The sequence below is a fragment of the Deltaproteobacteria bacterium genome (genome assembly GCA_016874755.1).
GTDB lineage: Bacteria > Desulfobacterota > Binatia > UBA9968 > UBA9968 > DP-20.
On record VGTH01000015.1, the window covers coordinates 55,671 to 73,507 of the forward strand.

General features: G+C 58.8%; 14 protein-coding genes. 8 read left to right on the forward strand and 6 right to left on the reverse strand.

The window, feature by feature from the left end:
* Positions 1 to 4 precede the first annotated feature (4 nt).
* Positions 5 to 1,531, forward strand: coding sequence for a peptide ABC transporter substrate-binding protein (locus FJ145_11250; GenBank protein ID MBM4261990.1), 1,527 nt, complete (start codon positions 5 to 7; stop codon positions 1,529 to 1,531).
* A gap of 60 nt (positions 1,532 to 1,591) precedes the next feature.
* Here FJ145_11250 and FJ145_11255 read toward each other — a convergent pair whose 3' ends face one another.
* From FJ145_11255 to FJ145_11270, 4 genes are all read right to left on the reverse strand, one after another.
* Positions 1,592 to 3,277: an FAD-dependent oxidoreductase gene (locus tag FJ145_11255; GenBank protein ID MBM4261991.1), complete on the reverse strand. Its 1,686-nt coding sequence runs from the start codon at positions 3,275 to 3,277 to the stop codon at positions 1,592 to 1,594.
* Between the two features lie 131 nt (positions 3,278 to 3,408).
* Positions 3,409 to 3,651: a 4Fe-4S dicluster domain-containing protein gene (locus FJ145_11260; protein ID MBM4261992.1), complete on the reverse strand. Its 243-nt coding sequence runs from the start codon at positions 3,649 to 3,651 to the stop codon at positions 3,409 to 3,411.
* Positions 3,648 to 6,410: a 2Fe-2S iron-sulfur cluster binding domain-containing protein gene (locus FJ145_11265; protein MBM4261993.1), complete on the reverse strand. Its 2,763-nt coding sequence runs from the start codon at positions 6,408 to 6,410 to the stop codon at positions 3,648 to 3,650. The genes FJ145_11260 and FJ145_11265 overlap by 4 nt, the downstream gene beginning before the upstream one ends.
* A gap of 31 nt (positions 6,411 to 6,441) precedes the next feature.
* Positions 6,442 to 7,470, reverse strand: coding sequence for a hypothetical protein (locus FJ145_11270; protein MBM4261994.1), 1,029 nt, complete (start codon positions 7,468 to 7,470; stop codon positions 6,442 to 6,444).
* Positions 7,471 to 7,679: 209 nt separating this feature from the next.
* Here FJ145_11270 and FJ145_11275 point away from each other — a divergent pair, with 209 nt between their 5' ends.
* The 6 genes from FJ145_11275 (at position 7,680) to FJ145_11300 (ending at position 15,207) form a co-directional block, all read left to right on the forward strand.
* Complete coding sequence (locus tag FJ145_11275) at positions 7,680 to 8,693, forward strand: LLM class flavin-dependent oxidoreductase (protein MBM4261995.1); 1,014 nt, start codon at positions 7,680 to 7,682, stop codon at positions 8,691 to 8,693.
* Between the two features lie 100 nt (positions 8,694 to 8,793).
* Positions 8,794 to 10,872 carry a hydantoinase/oxoprolinase family protein gene (locus FJ145_11280; protein ID MBM4261996.1) on the forward strand — a complete coding sequence of 693 codons (2,079 nt, stop codon included), beginning with the start codon at positions 8,794 to 8,796 and terminating at the stop codon, positions 10,870 to 10,872.
* The gene (locus FJ145_11285) at positions 10,862 to 12,583 is read left to right on the forward strand and encodes a hydantoinase B/oxoprolinase family protein (protein MBM4261997.1); all 1,722 of its coding nucleotides are present in this window, start codon (positions 10,862 to 10,864) and stop codon (positions 12,581 to 12,583) included. Before FJ145_11280 ends, FJ145_11285 begins: the two co-directional genes overlap by 11 nt.
* A 95-nt stretch (positions 12,584 to 12,678) precedes the next feature.
* Entirely contained in the window at positions 12,679 to 13,446 is a 768-nt protein-coding gene (locus FJ145_11290; protein ID MBM4261998.1) for an SDR family oxidoreductase, read from the forward strand.
* Positions 13,447 to 13,561: 115 nt separating this feature from the next.
* Complete coding sequence (locus FJ145_11295; protein MBM4261999.1) at positions 13,562 to 14,218, forward strand: bifunctional 4-hydroxy-2-oxoglutarate aldolase/2-dehydro-3-deoxy-phosphogluconate aldolase; 657 nt, start codon at positions 13,562 to 13,564, stop codon at positions 14,216 to 14,218.
* Positions 14,215 to 15,207, forward strand: a complete 993-nt coding sequence (locus FJ145_11300; GenBank protein ID MBM4262000.1) for an ABC transporter substrate-binding protein — start codon at positions 14,215 to 14,217, stop codon at positions 15,205 to 15,207. The genes FJ145_11295 and FJ145_11300 overlap by 4 nt, the downstream gene beginning before the upstream one ends.
* Positions 15,208 to 15,389: 182 nt before the next feature.
* On the opposite strand, the gene FJ145_11305 is transcribed toward FJ145_11300, so the two are convergent.
* Positions 15,390 to 16,172, reverse strand: a complete 783-nt coding sequence (locus tag FJ145_11305) for an MBL fold metallo-hydrolase (protein ID MBM4262001.1) — start codon at positions 16,170 to 16,172, stop codon at positions 15,390 to 15,392.
* The gene (locus FJ145_11310) at positions 16,169 to 16,939 is read right to left on the reverse strand and encodes an ABC transporter ATP-binding protein (GenBank protein ID MBM4262002.1); all 771 of its coding nucleotides are present in this window, start codon (positions 16,937 to 16,939) and stop codon (positions 16,169 to 16,171) included. Before FJ145_11310 ends, FJ145_11305 begins: the two co-directional genes overlap by 4 nt.
* Before the next feature lie 136 nt (positions 16,940 to 17,075).
* On the opposite strand from FJ145_11310, the gene FJ145_11315 reads away from it, so the two are divergent.
* Complete coding sequence (locus FJ145_11315) at positions 17,076 to 17,828, forward strand: hypothetical protein (GenBank protein ID MBM4262003.1); 753 nt, start codon at positions 17,076 to 17,078, stop codon at positions 17,826 to 17,828.
* The last annotated feature ends 9 nt before the right edge of the window (positions 17,829 to 17,837 follow it).

The window sequence follows — 17,837 nt, forward strand, 5'->3', positions numbered from 1 at the left end:
CAATATGAAAATCGGTGGGTCGCTACGTCTGATTGTTTTGGCTTTTTCCCTGTCAGTCGCTCCCGGGTTGCCGCCGCGCGCCGCCCAGGCCGCAGAGACTCGCATCTCCATCGGCGTGACGGAGACGATGGACACCTTCAATCCCTACGCCGATAGCGTGTCACTCATGTACAGCGTGTGGTGCCAGGTGTTGGGCTGCCTCGGGACTTATGATTTCGACAAAGCGCAGCATGTCGGGCTGGTGTTGGAAAAATGGGAAGTGAAAGATCCCAATAACTGGCTGTTTCATGTGCGCAAGGGGCTCAAGTTTCACAACGGCACACCGGTGACGGCGCATGATGTCGTGCATTCGATGGGGCGGACGCGCAAGGACCCGCAGAGTAAGCAAACGCAGAATATCTCGGCGGTGGCGAGCGAAAAGGCGCTCAACGATTACACGGTCCAAGTTACCACCAAGATTCCGACCGCGCCGCTGCTGGATTATCTCTTCGACCGCATCATCATTACCAGCAAAGATCTCTACGATAAGCTGGGACCCGAGCAGGCTGACAAGCAGCCCTTCGGCGCGGGCCCGTACAAGTTTCGCGAACTGATCCCCGGCCAGCGTTTGGTCATCGGCAAAGATCGATCCCATCCCATGTGGAAACAGTATCCCCAGGCACCCGATGAGATTGTGTTCCGCTTGATGCGGGAGCCGGAGCAGCGGGTGACTGCGCTGTTGAATAACGAGATTCAGATCGCGCAGTTTGTGCCGCCGCATTTGCGTGAGCGCGTTGAGCGCAGTGCCAATCATAGGATTGTCAATTTTCACACCGCGGAAATTATGTTCCTGGCGATGCAGCCGAAAGTAAAACCCTGGGATAACAAACTGGTGCGCCAGGCAGTAGCCCATGCGATCGACCGCGATACCATCATCAAGACGCTGTTGCGCGGCGAAGCGGCGCGGCTCGATGGACCGCTGGGCGAGGGACAGTATGGCTACGATCCCAACCTGCAACCTAGGTACACCTACAATCCCGAGAAGGCACGCGAGCTGTTAAAGCAGGCCGGTTATCCCAATGGCGTCGACGTCGAGCTGCAAACGCCGGTGGGGCGCTATACGCTGGATAAGCAAATCACTGAAGCGATGGTTCCCATGCTTAACGCGGCCGGCTTCCGCGCCAAGCTGCTGACACCGGATTGGGCGACGCTGTGGGCCAACGTGCAGGTCGGCAAAGTGCCTTTCTACTATATGGGCCGCGGCGGTGTCGTCGACCCAAGCGCTGCGCTGGCGCAATACTTTGAGACGGGTGCGTCGCCGCGCATCGGCTTTTCCAATCCCAAGGTCGATGAGCTGCTAAAACAGGAGCGGCAAACCTTCGAGCCCGCCAAGCGCAAGAAGCTCTTGGCCGAAGCGATGAGCGTGATCACCGAAGAAGCGCCGGCGCACTTTCTCTGGCGCCATCAGCTGCTCTTCGGCATGGCGAAAAACGTCGAGTATCGGCCGCTGCCGAGCGAGCGGATTTTTGGCTGGAATATGAAGGTGAGATAATAATGGGCAATGGATAATGGATAATTTTCGGAGAGGGGGTTGGGCGTTATCAATTGTCCATTATGCATTATCAATTGTGGGTATTACGTCGCCCTCTGCAAACGGGATAGGTTCAGTTCGGCAGGTGATGTTTTCGCCGGCTTTTTGGAGTTTGATCCACTTCGGTAAGGCTTTATCGAGAGCAGGGAAGTCGTCGCGGTAGTGTTGGCCGCGCGATTCCCTGCGCGCGAGGGCGCTGCGGGTGACCATTGCACCAACCCAGGCGAGGTTGGCGCATTCTAAGGCTTTGATCCAACTGCGTTGGTCGGTGCCTTTTAGTTCTGAGATTTTTTCTTTACGGATCGCGTCAAATCCCGCGACGCCGGTGTTCAATCCTGTTTCGTTGCGCACAACGCCCGCAGTGGACCAGGCGAGGTCTTTGATCTCGCGCTCGATCTCGTAGGGATTCAGTCCGCCTTCGCCGCGAAACGATTCCACTCGCTTGATTTCATCGTGTAGGGCGCCTTCGTCGAACGATGCTAGGGCATTCGCGTTGGCGAAATGCGCGGCGTATTTTCCGGCGCGGGCGCCGAGCACCATGCAGCTCGCGATCGCATTGCCGGACAAGCGGTTCGAGCCGTGGATGCCGGTGGCCGATTCGCCAGCGGCGAATAGACCGGGGATGGTCGTCTCGCACTTCTCGTTGACGAACAAACCTCCCAAAAAGGTGTGCAGCGCCGGCACCCAGGCAAAGCGGTCGCGCCGGCAATCGATGCCGGCGGCGGAAAGCTTCGGCGCGTATTCGAACTGAATCTCGTCGTCCCACTTTTCGTCAGGGATAAACGATGGGTCGATGCAGATGGGCCCCTTGCCGGCGAGCATTTCCTTGTAGGTGGCCTGGACCAAGATCGCCCGCGTCGTGCCTTCCAATCTTTGCGGATCGTATTTTTCCAAGAATCTTTCCCCGGCGGCGTTCAAAAAACGGCCGCCTTTGCTGGTGAAGGGCGAGAGGCCGGCCATCGGCACGGTGATGCCGTTCGGCGCGGGAATCAGGGTAAACTCGAGAAACTCCATGTTGGCCAACTCCGCGCCGATATTGAACGCGGCGACATAGGCGTCACCGGTGGTGTGAAAGTTGGCGCTGGTAAATTTCTGCAAACCCACGGCGCTGCCGGCGGCGAGAATGATCGCCTTGGCTTTGTAGAGGCGAAACTCACCCGTCTGGACGTTGAGACCAAGGGCACCCGTGACGCGATCGTTGGCCGTGAAGAGCTTAGTGATCATCGTCCACTGCTGGACCTGGACTTCGCGGTTCAAGACTTCCTTGCGCAGCGTGCCCATCATGCCGACGCTGCCGCCGATGGGCGGCACGCTGCGCGCGAAGGAGCTGCCGAGCCGTTTCTCCTGATAGAAGTGCTTGCCGTCGACGGCTTTCTTAAAGTGGAGGCCAATTTCTTCCAGCTCGATGATGCGCTCGGTGATTTCGTCGACCACGGCGCGGACGATCTTCTGGTGCGGGATGTAGTCGCCGCCAATGACGGTATCTCTGAAATGAACGTCTTTGTTGTCGCGCGGGTCGGCATGACCGAAGGCCGCCTGAGGCACGCCGCCGGAGGTCGGGCTGGAGCCGCTGCGGCCAAGGCGGCCTTTGTCAACGAGGATGACGTCCATACCGCGCTTGGACGCCTCCAGCGCCGCCATGCAGGCGGCAAGCCCGCCGCCGACGATCAGGACGTCGCATTCATGGGTTTGTTTGACGACGGTCATGGTTCTACTTATAGCGTTGTGACTCGGAATTATCTCGCGTAGAGGCGCAGGGGACGCAAAGTTCGGATTGGGAAATATTCACCACCAAGACACGAAGGGCACGAAGTTCGGAAGAGGAAAGTTTTTCGAAACTATCTTCCTCTTGCCTTCGTATCCTTTGTGCCTTCGTGGTGAAAATCCGATTTCCTCGGCGCCAAAACAACTTCAATGGCGTCCTCCGGGCAGACCAGCTCGCACAGGAAACAGTTGACGCAATACTTGTTGCCATAGGGAAAGACTTTGTCTTTCTTTTCGTTGAAGCGAAAGACGTCGGCGCCGCAGTCGTAAACGCAGATGCCGCAGCCGTCGCACTTGTTGGGATCGACTTTAATCATTTGTCTTTCGCGGCGAGGGCGCGCCAGACCTTTTCCGGCGTCAGCGGCAGCTCGGTCAGCCGCACGCCGACGGCGTTGAACAGGGCGTTGCCGATGGCCGACGGCACGGTGAGGAGGCCGCTTTCGCCCATGCCCTTGGCGCCGTAGGGACCGGGGCCGTTGCCGTTTTCGAAGAGAATCGTGACCAGCTCTTCAGGCAAATCTTTTACGTTGGGCACACGATAGTTGATCAAGCCTGGATTGACCATGACGCCGTTCTCGTACTCGGTCTTCTCAAAAAACGCCTGGCCAATGCCCTGCACCAGCGCGCCGACTTCCTGGGTGTGGCACTGCTGCGGGTTGATCGCTTTGCCGGCGTCGGCGATGGTGACGAATTTTACAATCTTGATTTGGCCGGTGTCGCGGTCGACTTTGATTTTCGCCGCGCCCCAACTCACCTCCCAGAAGGGCGCCTTGGCGCCCATGAGAATATTCGGGTCTTTGGTGCTTTCGTAGCGGCCGTGGCCGGCGACGACGCCGTTGGCGCCCTTTAGGTGGCGGACCACGTCTGCCGTGCTCAGCGCAGTTTCGCCGAAGCGGACAAAACCATCGCGCAACGAATAGTCGGCATCGGAACGAGCGGTCATTTGCGTGGCGCCTTCGATCAACTGCGCTTTCACCGACTGGGCCGCGCGCTGCACGGCCAGGCCCATAACCGTAGTGCCGCTGCTCGCATAGGTTCCGAAGTCCAGCGGTGTGTGCGCCGTGTCGAGCGGCGCAAGCGCAACTTCGTTCGCGGTGAGCCCCAATTCTTGAGCGGCTATTTTTCGCAGCGCTGTGTTAGCACCCTGACCGATCTCCACCGTGCCCTCGAACAGCGTCACTTTGCCGTCGGTATTCACTTCGACGCGCGCCTCGGAGACTTTGTAGTTGCCGCCGCCGTCCTTGAGCGCGCAGCTGACGCCGATGCCGCAGTCTGGTTCGAGTTTCTCACCCCAGCCGATCTCTTTGGCGACGCGCCGCAGTCCTTCCTTCATGTCGCAGTCCACCGGCGTGTCGCCGGGGCAGAAGTCGTGGCCTACGGTCATGAGATTCTTCATGCTAAATTCCACCGCGTCCCAACCCATCTCGTGGGCGATCATGTCCATCTGCGATTCGTAGGCCCAGACCACTTGCGGTGTGCCCATGCCGCGGAAAGCGCCGGCGGGAACGGTGTTGGTATAAACTGCGTAGCCGTCGGATTTGATATTAGGAATGACGTAGGGCCCGTGCACACGGAAGGCGGCTTTCTGGCAGACGCGCGGGCCCGCGTCGGAGTAGGCACCGCTGTCGACATGGGCCACCGATTCTCGCGCGATGATTAAACCGTCCTTGCTGACGCCGGTCTTGATGCGCACGCGCATGGCTGGCTTACTGACGGTGCGAAACGTATCTTCGGCAGTCAGTGCTAAAAACACCGGCCGCTGCGCTTTGCGCGCCAACATCGTGATCAATGGTTCGAACTTGGTGTGATTCTTGTTGCCGTAGGCGCCGCCGACCCAGGGCACGATGACGCGCACTTTGTCGCGCGGCATGTCGAGCATTTCGGCGATTTCTTGCTGGGCGAGAAACGGGTGCTGGGTCGAGCTCCAGACGGTGACGAAGTCGCCGTTCCATTCGGCTAGAGCTAGATGCGGTTCTAGGGAGTAGTGCGCGACTTTGGAAAAATAAAAACTGTGCTCGAAAACGCGGACCGACTCCGCAAAGCCTTTGGCAACGTCGCCCTTTTGCCAACCGAAGTGAAAGCTTGTGTTGCGATGCCGCTTGGCTTCTTCGTCGACACTCGGATAGCCGGGAAATTTCTCGCCGTGTTCGCTGGTGTAGTCGTGAATCTGGGGCGCATCGGCAGCGACGGATTCGTCCAGGCTCAAGAGCGCGGGCAGCTCATCGTAGTCCACTTGAATCAGTTTGAGCGCGGCTTCAGCGATCTCGACGCTCTCCGCCGCCACCGCTGCCACGGGATCGCCCTCGTAGCGAACTTTCTGCATCGCGAGAATGGCCTGGTCCTTCACCAGCGGGCCAAAGTAGGGATTGATATCTTTTAGATCGTCGCGCGTCAGCACGGCGACCACACCGGGTAGCTGCTCAGCGGCTTTTGCGTCGATGCGTCTGATGACCGCGTGGGGCAGGGGGCTGCGGAGAATCTTGGCGTAGAGCATGCCTGGTCGCTGCAAATCGGCGGTGTAGATCGGCGCGCCGCGAACTTTCTCGGCGCCGTCGAGACGGAGCCGCTCCCGATCCAATGGCTGAGTTGCTTTTGTGCGCAACAAATCCGCGGCGCGCTTGACCGCGGCGATGATTGAGACGTAGCCGGTGCAGCGACAGATGTTGCTGGCGAGGTGGTGTTTGATTTCCTCGTCGGTGGGATTAGGAGTTTTCGCCAGGAGCGCATAGGTCGACAAAATCATCCCCGGCGTGCAGTAGCCGCACTCGAAGCCGCCCTCCTGCCAGAAGGCTTGCTGGATCGGATGAAGCTTGTCGCCATCGGCGAGACCCTCGATGGTTAAAAGCGACTTGCCGTCGATTTCAAAGGCCGGCGTCGTGCACGCGCTCACGGGATTGCCATCGACAAGTACAGTGCAAGCGCCGCAGACCTGCACGTCGCAACTGACCCGGGTGCCTTTGAGATTTAGTTCGTCGCGGAGAAAATCGGCGAGTAGTCGCTGCGGCTGGACGGTGGTGTCGCGCCACTGGCCATTGAGCTGAAAGCGAATCGATTTCTGCTCTAAAGAGGTGCTCACGTCTCGGTCTACCTTTCATGCACAAGCAGCATCATGGCAAGATAATGTTCCTTAGTCGCTCAAACGTCGCCGGCGAGATATTCTTGACGCCGGCGACGATCTTACCGATTTCGTCGCCGGTAATCGGATCGATGTCCAAGCGGCCCTTTTTCGCTTCAGCGAGAAACTCCGGATCTTTCATGGTTTCCTGAAAGGCGTTCTGCAGCAGGCGCACGCGATCCTTTGGCGTGCCCGGCGGCAGCGAATAGAGGCGGTTGATGGTACCACCGACGTTATGCACGACGAGGTTGAACAGATCGCGACCTTCGTTGGATTTTATTAGGTCGACGGCCCGTGGAATCTTCAGATGCTCGGGGTGCGCCTTGGCCACGGCCTGCAAAACCACCATGCCTTCTCCGGCATCCAAGACGTTGCGCCAGGAGGCTTTGGTTCCCTCCCAACTCGAACAAAAACCGGCGACTTCACCGGCCTCGGCGGCCAGACGCACATCTGCCACGCCCTTGTAGCCTTCGATGAGCTGCAGCGGAAGGTTCGTGAACTTCATCAACAGTCGAGGAATATCGGCGGTGGTGGAACCGGCCGCTTCCGCGCCGATCTTCACCAGCGCTTTCGATTGCTGCCACTTGTCCAAGCTAGTGATGCCGCTTTTTTTGGTGAACGCGCAAATATTATTGATGCGCACGGGCGAGCCAACCCATTCGAACTTTTGCGCATCGAAGGAAACCCCCTTGGCGTTTAGATACTGTTGAATGATCAATCCGCCGATCCAATTGCCGACGGTCAGGCCGTCCGGCTTGGCCTGATTGTAGATGTGATTGGCCGTGATGAGGCTACCGGCGCCGGGCATGTTCTCAACGGTCACGGTCGGCTTACCCGGCAGATGTTTTCCCATGTGCCGCGCGATCGCGCGCGAGTGGGCATCAAAGCCCCCGCCCGGGGAAAACCCGACGATGATGCGAATGGTCTTGCCTTCGAAGAATCTTTCTTGCGCTTCAGCAACAGGCGGAAATAGGGCAAGGGTACCGAATAAGAGCCCGATCGCAATTGATGTGACTTGCATGAGCGTATTTCCCTCCGCAAAGTGTCGCCACCATACTGAGAGGGTTGAGGCGTGTCAATGAACTACGACTCTGGCTGTAGCGTTGACTCGGCATTGGCCTTTGGCTAGGAAAACCCATATATTGGCGTTTCAAAGCTGCGGGGTTGCAGCTCAAAGTTTGAACGAGGAACTGGAATTTTGAACCCCGAGTTTCGGAAGGAGCAAGTTTCATGGCAAGAGTCGGCTACGCTTTAGGCTACGGTAAATTCACCAACGTGGCGGAAATGTCCAACATCATGCATCAAGCCGAGGAGCGCGGCTTCGAGATGGCGTTTTTCTCCGAGACCATCGAGCTGATGCGCGACTCGGTCAGCTCGCTGGCGGGCATCAGCTTGGCAACCAAGAAGATGATCATGGGGACGACCCAAATCGTGCGGCTGCGCGGTCCGGTGGTGATGGCGCAGTCTTTGGCCACGTTGGACGAGTTGAGCGGCGGGCGCATCACTGCTGCGCCGGGGGCTTGCACCAAAAGCCACGCGCGCGTGCACGCCCTGCCGCAGGACGTCGGCGCCACACCGACGGAAGTATTGCGCGAATATGTCGAGTCGATGCGCTTGCTGTTTAGCGGCGAGAAGGTTTCCTATCGCGGCAAGTTCGTCAACTTTGACAACGTCGGTTTGGGCTGGAAGCCGATTCGCACGCATATTCCATTCTACGTGCCGGCGACCGCGACGGTTGGATTGAAACTGGCCGGAGCGATCGGCGACGGAGTTATTCTTAATGCGGTTTGTTCGCCGGAATACACCGTCAACGCGCTCAAGATCATCAAAGAATCGGCGCAAGCGGCCGGGCGCGACTTTTCCAAGTTCTTCGTCGCGCAGATTATCAATTGCTCCATTGAAGACGATCACAAGAAGGCATTGGACGAGGTGCGCTGGGAAGTGGCGACCAAGCTCGACCCGGTCCAGATATCGTTCATCGCCGCGCCGAAAATGCGCGTTGGCGAGCCGTATATTCACAAAGAAGACATCCCCCTTTTCGAGAAGGCCCACGCCCAGGGCGGCATGGAAGGCTTGATCAAAGCGATCCCAGATTCCTACGTCGAGGGCATGACCGCCAGCGGCACGCCCGACGAAGTCAAAAAGCGCGTGCAGCAATACCGCGATGCGGGAGTGCAGGTGCCGCTCTTGCGACCCGCCGCGGCGCATCAGACGCAGCGATTGTTGGATTTGTTCGCGCAATAAACGTCTAGCGTCTAGCGTCTAGTGTCTAGCGTTTGGCGTTTCCCGAGCAGCGAGTTTTCAACGCTAGACGCTAAACCCTAGACTCCAAACGCCCATTCCTATGTATCGCGTAGGCATCGATATCGGCGGCACCTTCACCGACATGCTTTTGATCGGTGACGACGGCACGGCTGTCATCGGCAAGACGCTGACGACGCCGGGCGATCCCAGCCTGGCGGTTGAGAACGCGCTCAAGCCGGTGCTCGATGACGGCAGGGTCAAAAAGTCGGAGCGCGGCACGCTGATTCACGGGACCACTTTAGTCACCAATGCGCTGATCGAACGCAAGGGCGCGCCGACGGCGTTGCTCACCACCGCCGGATTCCGCGACGCTGTGGAGATTGGCCGCGAGCATCGCTACGAGCTTTACGATTTAAATCTCGACCTGCCTAAGCCTCTCGTGCCGCGCCATCTGCGCTTCGATGTGCCGGAACGAGTCGCGGCGGACGGCAGTGTGCTCGAACCGTTGGATGAAGCTTTTGTCCGCAAGCTCGTCGCCGAGCTGCACGACAAGGGCATCAAGGCGATCGGCGTTTGTTATCTGAATAGCTTTCGCAATCCTGCCCACGAAAAACGCACGGCAGAAATCATCGCCGAGGTGGCGCCGAAGGTTCGCGTGTCGCTCAGCTCCGAAGTCGTCGCCGAGATTCGCGAATTTCAGCGCACCAGCACGACGTTGGCTAATGTGTATGTCCAGGAGCGCGTGTCGGACTATCTGGCGCAGCTGCAGCAGCGCCTCGATACCCTCGGCTTCAACGGCAGTTTCTTCGTGATGCTTTCCAGCGGCGGCATCGCCACGCGCGATACATCGTCGCGCTTCCCTGTGCGCTTGCTCGAATCCGGCCCGGCGGCAGGCGCTATAGCGGCGGCGCAGGCGGGCTTGGCGTCCGGCCATGGCGATCTCCTGTCGTTCGATATGGGCGGCACCACGGCCAAGCTTTGCGTCATCGAAGATGGCCAGCCGCTCAAGACCCACGAGTTCGAAGTCGACCGGGTCTATCGCTTTCGCAAGGGCAGCGGCTTGCCGGTGCGGATTCCGGTCATCGACATGATCGAGATCGGCGCCGGCGGCGGCAGCATTGCGCGGGTCGATTCCCTGGGCTTGCTCAAAGTGGGCCCGGACAGCTCCGGTGCCGACCCGGGGCCGGTCTGCTATCGGCGAGGCGGCACCGAGCCGACGGTGACCGACGCGGACTTGGTGCTCGGCTATCTCGATGCGAAATTTTTTCTTGGCGGCAAGATGCAACTCGACTTGGACAGCGCGCGCGCTGCGCTCGCCCGCGTCGGCGAGCGCGTTCACATGAATGCCGAGCAGGTGGCCTGGGGCATCCATCAGATCGTCAACGAAAATATGGCCAACGCCGCCCGCGCCCATCTGGGCGAGCGCGGCAAAGATCCGCGCCGCATGCCGATGTACGCCTTCGGCGGCGCCGGGCCGGTGCATGGTTATCGGGTTGCGGAGATCCTTCGCCTACCAGCTTTGATCTCGCCGTTTGGCGCCGGTGTTGGTTCAACCTTTGGTTTACTTGCGGCGCCATTGGCGTTTGATTTCGTTCGCAGCGCCTATAGCCGGATGGATCAGCTCGACTGGGCACTGGCGAATCGGTTGCTCGACGAGATGAGCGAAGAAGGGCGCAAGGTGCTGGAGAGCTCCGGCTTGTCGGCGCGCGAGATTAGCTATTCACGCACGGCCGATATGCGCTACATTGGCCAGGGGCACGAAGTGTCGGTGCCGCTCCCAGGTGGAGCGCTTGGCCCAGAGAGTTTGGCGCCGATTCAATCTGTCTTCGAAGATGTCTATCGCGGCTTGTATGGCCGCAAGGGGCCGGACGTGCCGCTGGAAGTGATCAACTGGCGCGTTGTGGCGAGCGGGCCGCGGCCGGAAATGAATCTTAGACTAGCGCGAGAGAATTCTCGGAAGGCCGACGCACGCAAGGGCTCGCGCCGCGCCTATTTTCCAGAGCGCGGCGGCTACATCGAGACGGCGGTTTATGATCGCTATGCTTTGCCGCCGGGAGCAGAGTTCAATGGCCCGGCCATCGTTGAGGAGCGCGAGTCGACTCTTATCATGGGCGCCCGCGGCCATGCACGGGTCGATGAAAAGTTAAACATTTTCGTGGAGTTTAACCATGAAAAGTGAAGTGATCGATCCGGTGACCCTCGAAGTGATTTGGAACCGGCTGTTGTCCGTTGCCAACGAGCAGCAGGACGCGCTGATTCGCACAGCTTTCAGTACGATTGTCCGCGAGAGTCAGGACTTGGCCTGCGGCATGTTCGATACAAAAGGACGGATGATCGCGCAGTCGATCAGCGGCACGCCGGGCCACATCAACGCCATGGCGACTTCGATGAAACATTTTCTCGCCGCCTTCCCGCCTGACAAGCTCGCCCCTGGCGACGTGCTGGTCACCAATGATCCGTGGCAGACCGCGGGGCAGATTAATGACATCACGATAACCACGCCGATTTTTCGCAAGGGCAAGCTCGTCGCGCTGACGGCCAACACCTGTCACAGCGCCGATATCGGCGGCCGCATTCTTTCCGCCGAGGCGCGCGAGGTCTTCGAAGAGGGGCTGCGGATTCCGATCATGAAGCTCTTCGACCGCGGCCAGCCCAACCAAATTCTCATGCAGATCGTGCGCACCAACGTGCGCCAGCCCGACGAAGTGATTGGCGATTTTTACGCCCAGACGGCGAGCAATGATGCCGGCGGGCGGGCGCTGTTGGAAATGATGGATGAATTTGGTTTGGACTCCATCGATGGCGTCGCCGAGGAAATTATCCGCCGCTCGGAAACGGCCGTGCGCGCCGAGATCGCCAAATTACCGAACGGCGAGTGGTCGAGCGAAACCTGGAGCGATGGCTTCGAAGAGCCGATTCTGGTGCGCTGCGCCGTGCGCGTTGCCGGCGAAGAGATTTTCATCGACTTTACCGGCTCATCGCCGCAGAGCACGCGCGGCATTAACGTTGTCTTGAACTACACGCATGCCTACGCGAGCTTCGCCATCAAAGCGGCCATCTGCCCCGACGTACCGCACAACGAGGGCAGCTTCCGTCCGGTGCATGTCAGCGCACCAGAGGGAAGTATTTTAAACGCTCTCGATCCGGCGCCGGTGGCGAGCCGGCAGGTGATCGGCCACTTCATTCCCAGCGCGATCTTCGCCGCGCTGTCGGGATCGTTGCCCGACAAGCTCATGGCTCCGGGCGCCGATCCGATTTGGCTCAGTGTCTGGCGCGGGCAAAATCCAAGTTTTACTTTAACTGTCTTCCAGGTCGGCGGCACCGGCGCGCGGCCGGCGAAAGACGGTTTGAATGCGGTGGGATTCCCCAGCGGCGTCGCTGGTGTTCCCGCCGAAGTTATCGAGAGTCTCTCGCCGGTGGTTTTGAAACGGCGTGAGCTGCGTGCCGACTCCGGTGGACCGGGGATGTGGCGCGGCGGCTTGGGCCAGCTAACCGAATTCGCGCGACGCGGCGATGCGCGCTGGAGCGTCAGTTCCATCGCCGATCGCACGACTTATGCTGCGCCAGGTTTGCAAGGCGGGCAAGCAGGCGCGCTTGGCGAAGTTGCGATCGACGGCAAGAAGCTCCACGCCAAAGCGCTGAAAGATTTGGGAGCGAGTGATGTGGTTCACGTTAACTTGCCCGGCGGCGGCGGCTACGGCGATCCCCTCAAGCGTGACCCGGAGAAGGTTCTTTGGGACGTGATCGATGGCTACGTCACGCCGGAAGAGGCGGAGAGAAATTACGGTGTGGCGGTCGCTTACCGCGGCGAGCCTGGGGAGTTGGTAAAGTTGCCGCGCGACTGGTTTATCGACGATAGGCGAACGCAGGAGCTACGACGCGGACGGTAAGCGAATTTCCAAATTCCAGATTATCCCGGATCGATCCGACTAATTTGGAATCTGGAATTTGGAATCTGGAATAGCGAAGTGAGAGCGAAGCGAACATGGAATTAGGCGGTAGAGTCGCATTGGTCACGGGCGGCGCCGGCGGTATCGGCGGCGCGGTGGTGCGGCGGCTGGCCAAGGCGGGCATTGGCGGCGTCGCGATCAACTATCGCAAGTCCGCCAAGGAGGCCGAAGAGCTGGCGGCGGAGATCGAAAGGGGTGGCGTGAAAGCGTTCGCCGTCCAAGCCAGCGTGCAGAGCGACGCCGAAGTGCGCGCCATGATCGACAAGATCGGCGCCCATTTCGGGCGGCTCGATATCGTCGTCAACAACGCCGGCATCACCCACTGGGTCAAGCTCACCGATCTCGAAGGGCTCACGGACGCGATCTGGGATGAAATCTTAGACGTCAACGTGAAAGGCGCCTTTCGCTGCGCCCGCGCGGCACAGAAATTACTGGAAGCCAGCGGCGGCATGATCGTCAACGTCTCGTCGATTTCCGGCGTGCTGGCCACTTCGACCATCTCGTCTCTGGCCTACGGCACTGCCAAGGCGGGGATGATTTACATGACCCGCGGGCTTGCGGTGGCGATGGGACCGAAGGTCCGCGTCAACTGCGTCGCGCCGGCGTTCACCGACACGCCATGGATGAGCCAGCACTTCGGCGCTGACTATCAAAATGTTATCGCCAAAGCCTCGGCAGGCTATCCGCTGCGGCGGATAGCGACGCCGGAGGACATCGCCGGCGCGATTCTAGGATTGATCACCGGCGGTGATTTTGTGACCGGGCAGACGCTGATCGTGGATGGTGGCTTGAGCTTGAGTTGATTCGGGAAATATCTCGCGCAGAGACGCAGAGATCGCAGAGTCGGGCTATCAAAACAAGCTCTCTGAAACTGTGCGCCCTCAGCGTCTCTGCGCGAGGAATGTCCGAAACCCTGCTATGGACAGAACCAAACTTGTTTCTGAACTACACGCAAGCCGCCTGGTTGCGGTGGTGCGTTCTAAAACACCAGACGATGCTGTTAATCTTGCGAGCGCCGCCGCCGACGGCGGCATCAAATTCGTTGAGATCACGTTCAGTGTTCCAGGCGCCTTGGACGTGATTAAAGAACTGTCGCGGCGCAGCGACATTCATGTCGGTGCCGGCACGGTGCTGGCGTCACAGCAGGCCGAGCGGGCGATCAGCTCCGGGGCACAGTTCGTCGTCTCGCCGTCGCTGGAATTGAATCTTATCTCCCTCTGCCACAGCTCCAACATCGCCTGTTTCCCGGGCGCGGCGACGCCGACGGAAGTGATCGCCGCGGCGCGAGCGCATGCCGATCTTGTCAAAATATTTCCGGCGGATTTGGTCGGCGGGCCGAACTTTATCCGCCAGGTGAGCGCGCCGTTTGCCGATGTGCGGTTCATGGTATCCGGCGGAGTCAGTCTCAAAAATATCAAGGAATACGTCCAGGTTGGCGTTATCGGCATCTGCCTTGGCAGCGCCTATCTCGGCACGTTCTTAGCAGAGCAGGGCAAGAAGAAATTTGTGGCTGAGATGCAGAAATACGTGAAGGCTGTCGCCGAGGCTCAAAGAAAGACACAGAAGAAAAAATGAGCAGTAACATTCGTTTAACCATTGCTTGCGAAGACTACGACCGGATGCGGCCGTTGAAAGACGGCATCGTCAAGCTGGAAGGCATTGAGCTGAATTATCTCGTCATGTCCGTCGAGGAAATCTTCTGGCGCATGATGAAGTACGAGGAGTTCGACGCCTCGGAATTGTCCATGGGGGCGTTTCTGACCGCCGCGTCGCGCGGCCGCCGGCCCTTTGTCGCGATTCCCGTCTTTCCGTCACGGACCTTTCGCCACCGCTGTATTTTTGTCAATACCGATAGGGGCGTCAAAAGCATTCAAGACCTCAAAGGCAAGCGCATGGGGGTGCCAGAGTATTCCATGACCGCGGCGGTCTGGCTGCGCGGGATGTTCGAGCATGAATACGGCGTGCCGCCGTCGGCGATTCACTGGGTGCAGGCCGGCGAAGAACATCCCGGCCGCAAGGACCGCGTCGATTTTGAAATGCCCAAGGGTGTGACCATGGAAAGCCGCCCGGATACGACGCTCAACGCGCTGATCGAAAGCGGCGAGATTGACGCCATGATGTCGCCGCGTATGCCGACCTGTTTTCTCGAAGGCGCGCCGAAGGTGAAGCGCCTGTTTCCCAATTACCGGCAGGTCGAGATGGACTACTTCAAGAAGACCGGCCTGTTCCCGATCATGCATGTCTTCGTCATCAAGCGCTCGATCTACGAAAAAGAGCCCTGGGTGGCCCAGACGCTGTACAAAGCGTTTTGCGAAGCCAAAGATATCTGCATGCGCGATCTCTACGATACGAATATTCTTCGCGTCGCTTTGCCCTGGTCCTCGGCGGAATATGAAGACACGACGGCGCTGATGACGACGGACTACTGGCCCTATGGCTTGGAACCGAATCGGAAGAACTTAGAGACGCTGAACGGTTATCTTTTCGAGCAGGGTCTGACCAAGCAGAAATTGGTTCTGGACGAGCTGTTCGCCCGCGAGACGGTCGAAGCGTTTAAGATTTAGATTCGGATGATTTAACCGCAGAGAACGCAAAAGTTTCGCACGGAAATATTCACCACGAAGGCCACGAAGGTAAAAGAAAACTCAAGAAGTCCTCTCGGAACTTCGTGTCCTTCGTGCGCTTGGTGGTGAGATTAGAAAACCCAACACCCCATCACTCCACAGCTCCAACAAGCCATTCTCCCTCACCGATAATCCCGCATCTGCCAAGGGGTAAAAACGACAATTTGCGTCGGCGGCGGCAGGGCCATCTTGCTAAAAGTCGTCACGTAGTTGTTCAAATACTTGTGCGGGAAGCCTTTGACGAACATATCGAGCAATTGCGTGCTTTCGCGGTAGTGCATCGGGATCGCAATCTTCGGTTTCAATTGCTGCAAGACTTCTCGCGCTGTGTCGGGCGGCATGGTGAAGGTGCCGCCGATGGGAATCATTGCGATATCCACTTTGCCGAAGGCCTTGATCTGCTCTTCGGTCAGCTTATGCGCCAAGTCGCCTAGATGCGCGACACAGATCGTGCCGAGGTCAAAAACGAAGGCCGCGCCTTTGAGGGCGTTGCCGAACTGCTGCTGGTAGACCGGCACGGTATAGACCAAGAGATCTTTCACCGTCGTGCTGATCCTGTTCCATTCGGCGCCGTAGTTGCCCAGACCGCGCAGAATCACCGGGTTGTTCTTGGCGATGGCCACATAGTTATGGTTCGGGTGCTCGCGACCGACGGTGATCGCATCAGGCGCAACGTTAGGCGTCGGGTAAAAGCCGGGGAAAACCGGATCGGTTATGACCTTGGTGCCTTTGGATGAGGTGATCTGGAAAAAATTGTGGCCGAAAAATTCGATGGTCACGTCGGGTGTGGCGGCGTAGGCGGGCTTGAGCCAACTTCGCGCCACGTCGAGCTCGCGGCAGCCGCCGCGCGCCATGGCTGGGAGCAGGAGTTGGAAGACAAAGGCTATCGCCAGAAATATTCTCATGGCGCCCCCGCTGATAGGTTCTTGCCCAAATTAAACTGCTCGGCCTTGAAGAAATCGGCGACATAACTATTGGCTGGCGAGCGCATGAGGTTCTCCGCGCTGTCGACCTGCTCAAAGCGTCCGGCGCGCATCACGGCGATGCGGTCTGCTAGAGCGATGCCGTCGGCGAGATTGTGCGTCACGTAAAGCGTTGTGAGACTGTGCTCGCGATGAAAGGCGCGAATTTCTTCGCGCATCTTTAAGCGATTCGGCGGGTCGATATTGCTGAGCGGCTCGTCCATTAGCATGATGCGCGGCGAGGTCGCCATGGCGCGGCCCAGGGCGACGCGCTGTTGCTGGCCGCCCGAGAGTTCCGTGGGCTTGCGTTTGAAGAAGCTTTCTTCGATGCCGACTTTCCAAGCCAATGGCCGGAGAAATTCGACGATTTTTTCTTGCGACCACTTACGCACGCGCAGCGGCAGCGTGAGATTCGAATAGCGCCCCTCGTCGAACACCTTCATGTGCGGCCAAAGCGCGTAGTTCTGGAAGATCATTTGGACGTTGCGCTTGCCGGCGGGAATTTCGTTGACCGGCGCGCCTCCGATGAAGATCGTGCCTTCGTCGGCGGTTTCCAAACCGGCGATCAAGCGTAGGGTGCTGGTCTTGCCGCAGCCGCTCTCACCGACGACGACGAGAAACTCGCCGCTGTTGACGTCGAGGTTGGCGTGATCGACGGCGAGCACCGAGCCGTACTTTTTGCTGACGCCACGAAGCGAGAGGGAGACCATGCGGTCACCCTATCAAAAAGACGCGAGTTCGTTCAAACCGTTCAATCGTTTCGTTCCGTTCCAATCACTGCGCAGGTCTAGTCAATCTGAATGGCGTCCGCTATATTGACCGCACTCCCCGACACAGGAGGTTTTTATGGGTCAACTGCTCGGTCCTGAAGAATTGATCGCCGACTTGCAAAACACCTTGCAGCAGCGCCATCCGCGGCCCCATCCAGTGCGCCAATTGCTGCTCAGTGGCCGCCTGACCAAAGAGCAGCTGCAGTGGTGGGCGCGCAATCAGTTTCACGAGTTCCGCAACATCCATCGCTTCTTCGGCATTCGCTATCACAAGTGTCCGATCCCGGAACTGCGCCGAATGCTGCTGGAGAACATGGTCGAGGAAGAGGGCGAGGATCTGTTCGGCGGCAAGTATCCGAGCCATCGCGAGCTCTGGGTGCAGTTCGCCGCCGGCATCGGCATCGCCACCGAGGATATTACAAACTACGAACCGCTGCCTGGCATCCGCGCCGCCTTGGAGATGTACGTTTCTCTGGTGCAGCAGAGCCATTGGGCGGTGGCCATCGGCACGGGTCTGGTCTTCGAAGGCGGCGGGCCGAAAAGAATGCGTGAGGAACGCGAGGCCATCGAGAAATATTACAAGTGGGTTCCCGTCGATTGTCTAGATTTCTTCCGCGCCCATGAGTATCACGACGAAGGCCACGGCGACATGGTGACCCACGTTATTAAACAGCACTGCATGGAAGAGAAATTACAAAATGAAATGCGCGAAGCGGTGCGCCAGCGCGCCGATATCATGTGGCTGCAAAATGATTGCATCTACAATGCCTTTGTCCGGCCGCAGCTATCGGCGGGCGTGATCAAAGAAATCGAAGAACGACTGGAATAGTAAGAGTCG

What these genes read in the sequence shown, in the direction of transcription:
- FJ145_11310 (MBM4262002.1), bottom strand. Translation starts at nt 16,939, where the DNA reads ATGGTCTCCCTCTCGCTTCGTGGCGTCAGCAAAAAGTACGGCTCGGTG.
- FJ145_11260 (MBM4261992.1), bottom strand. Translation starts at nt 3,651, where the DNA reads ATGATTAAAGTCGATCCCAACAAGTGCGACGGCTGCGGCATCTGCGTT.
- FJ145_11255 (MBM4261991.1), bottom strand. Translation starts at nt 3,277, where the DNA reads ATGACCGTCGTCAAACAAACCCATGAATGCGACGTCCTGATCGTCGGC.
- FJ145_11250 (MBM4261990.1), top strand. Translation starts at nt 5, where the DNA reads ATGAAAATCGGTGGGTCGCTACGTCTGATTGTTTTGGCTTTTTCCCTG.
- FJ145_11270 (MBM4261994.1), bottom strand. Translation starts at nt 7,470, where the DNA reads ATGCAAGTCACATCAATTGCGATCGGGCTCTTATTCGGTACCCTTGCC.
- FJ145_11285 (MBM4261997.1), top strand. Translation starts at nt 10,862, where the DNA reads ATGAAAAGTGAAGTGATCGATCCGGTGACCCTCGAAGTGATTTGGAAC.
- FJ145_11305 (MBM4262001.1), bottom strand. Translation starts at nt 16,172, where the DNA reads ATGAGAATATTTCTGGCGATAGCCTTTGTCTTCCAACTCCTGCTCCCA.
- FJ145_11275 (MBM4261995.1), top strand. Translation starts at nt 7,680, where the DNA reads ATGGCAAGAGTCGGCTACGCTTTAGGCTACGGTAAATTCACCAACGTG.
- FJ145_11315 (MBM4262003.1), top strand. Translation starts at nt 17,076, where the DNA reads ATGGGTCAACTGCTCGGTCCTGAAGAATTGATCGCCGACTTGCAAAAC.
- FJ145_11290 (MBM4261998.1), top strand. Translation starts at nt 12,679, where the DNA reads ATGGAATTAGGCGGTAGAGTCGCATTGGTCACGGGCGGCGCCGGCGGT.
- FJ145_11280 (MBM4261996.1), top strand. Translation starts at nt 8,794, where the DNA reads ATGTATCGCGTAGGCATCGATATCGGCGGCACCTTCACCGACATGCTT.
- FJ145_11300 (MBM4262000.1), top strand. Translation starts at nt 14,215, where the DNA reads ATGAGCAGTAACATTCGTTTAACCATTGCTTGCGAAGACTACGACCGG.
- FJ145_11295 (MBM4261999.1), top strand. Translation starts at nt 13,562, where the DNA reads ATGGACAGAACCAAACTTGTTTCTGAACTACACGCAAGCCGCCTGGTT.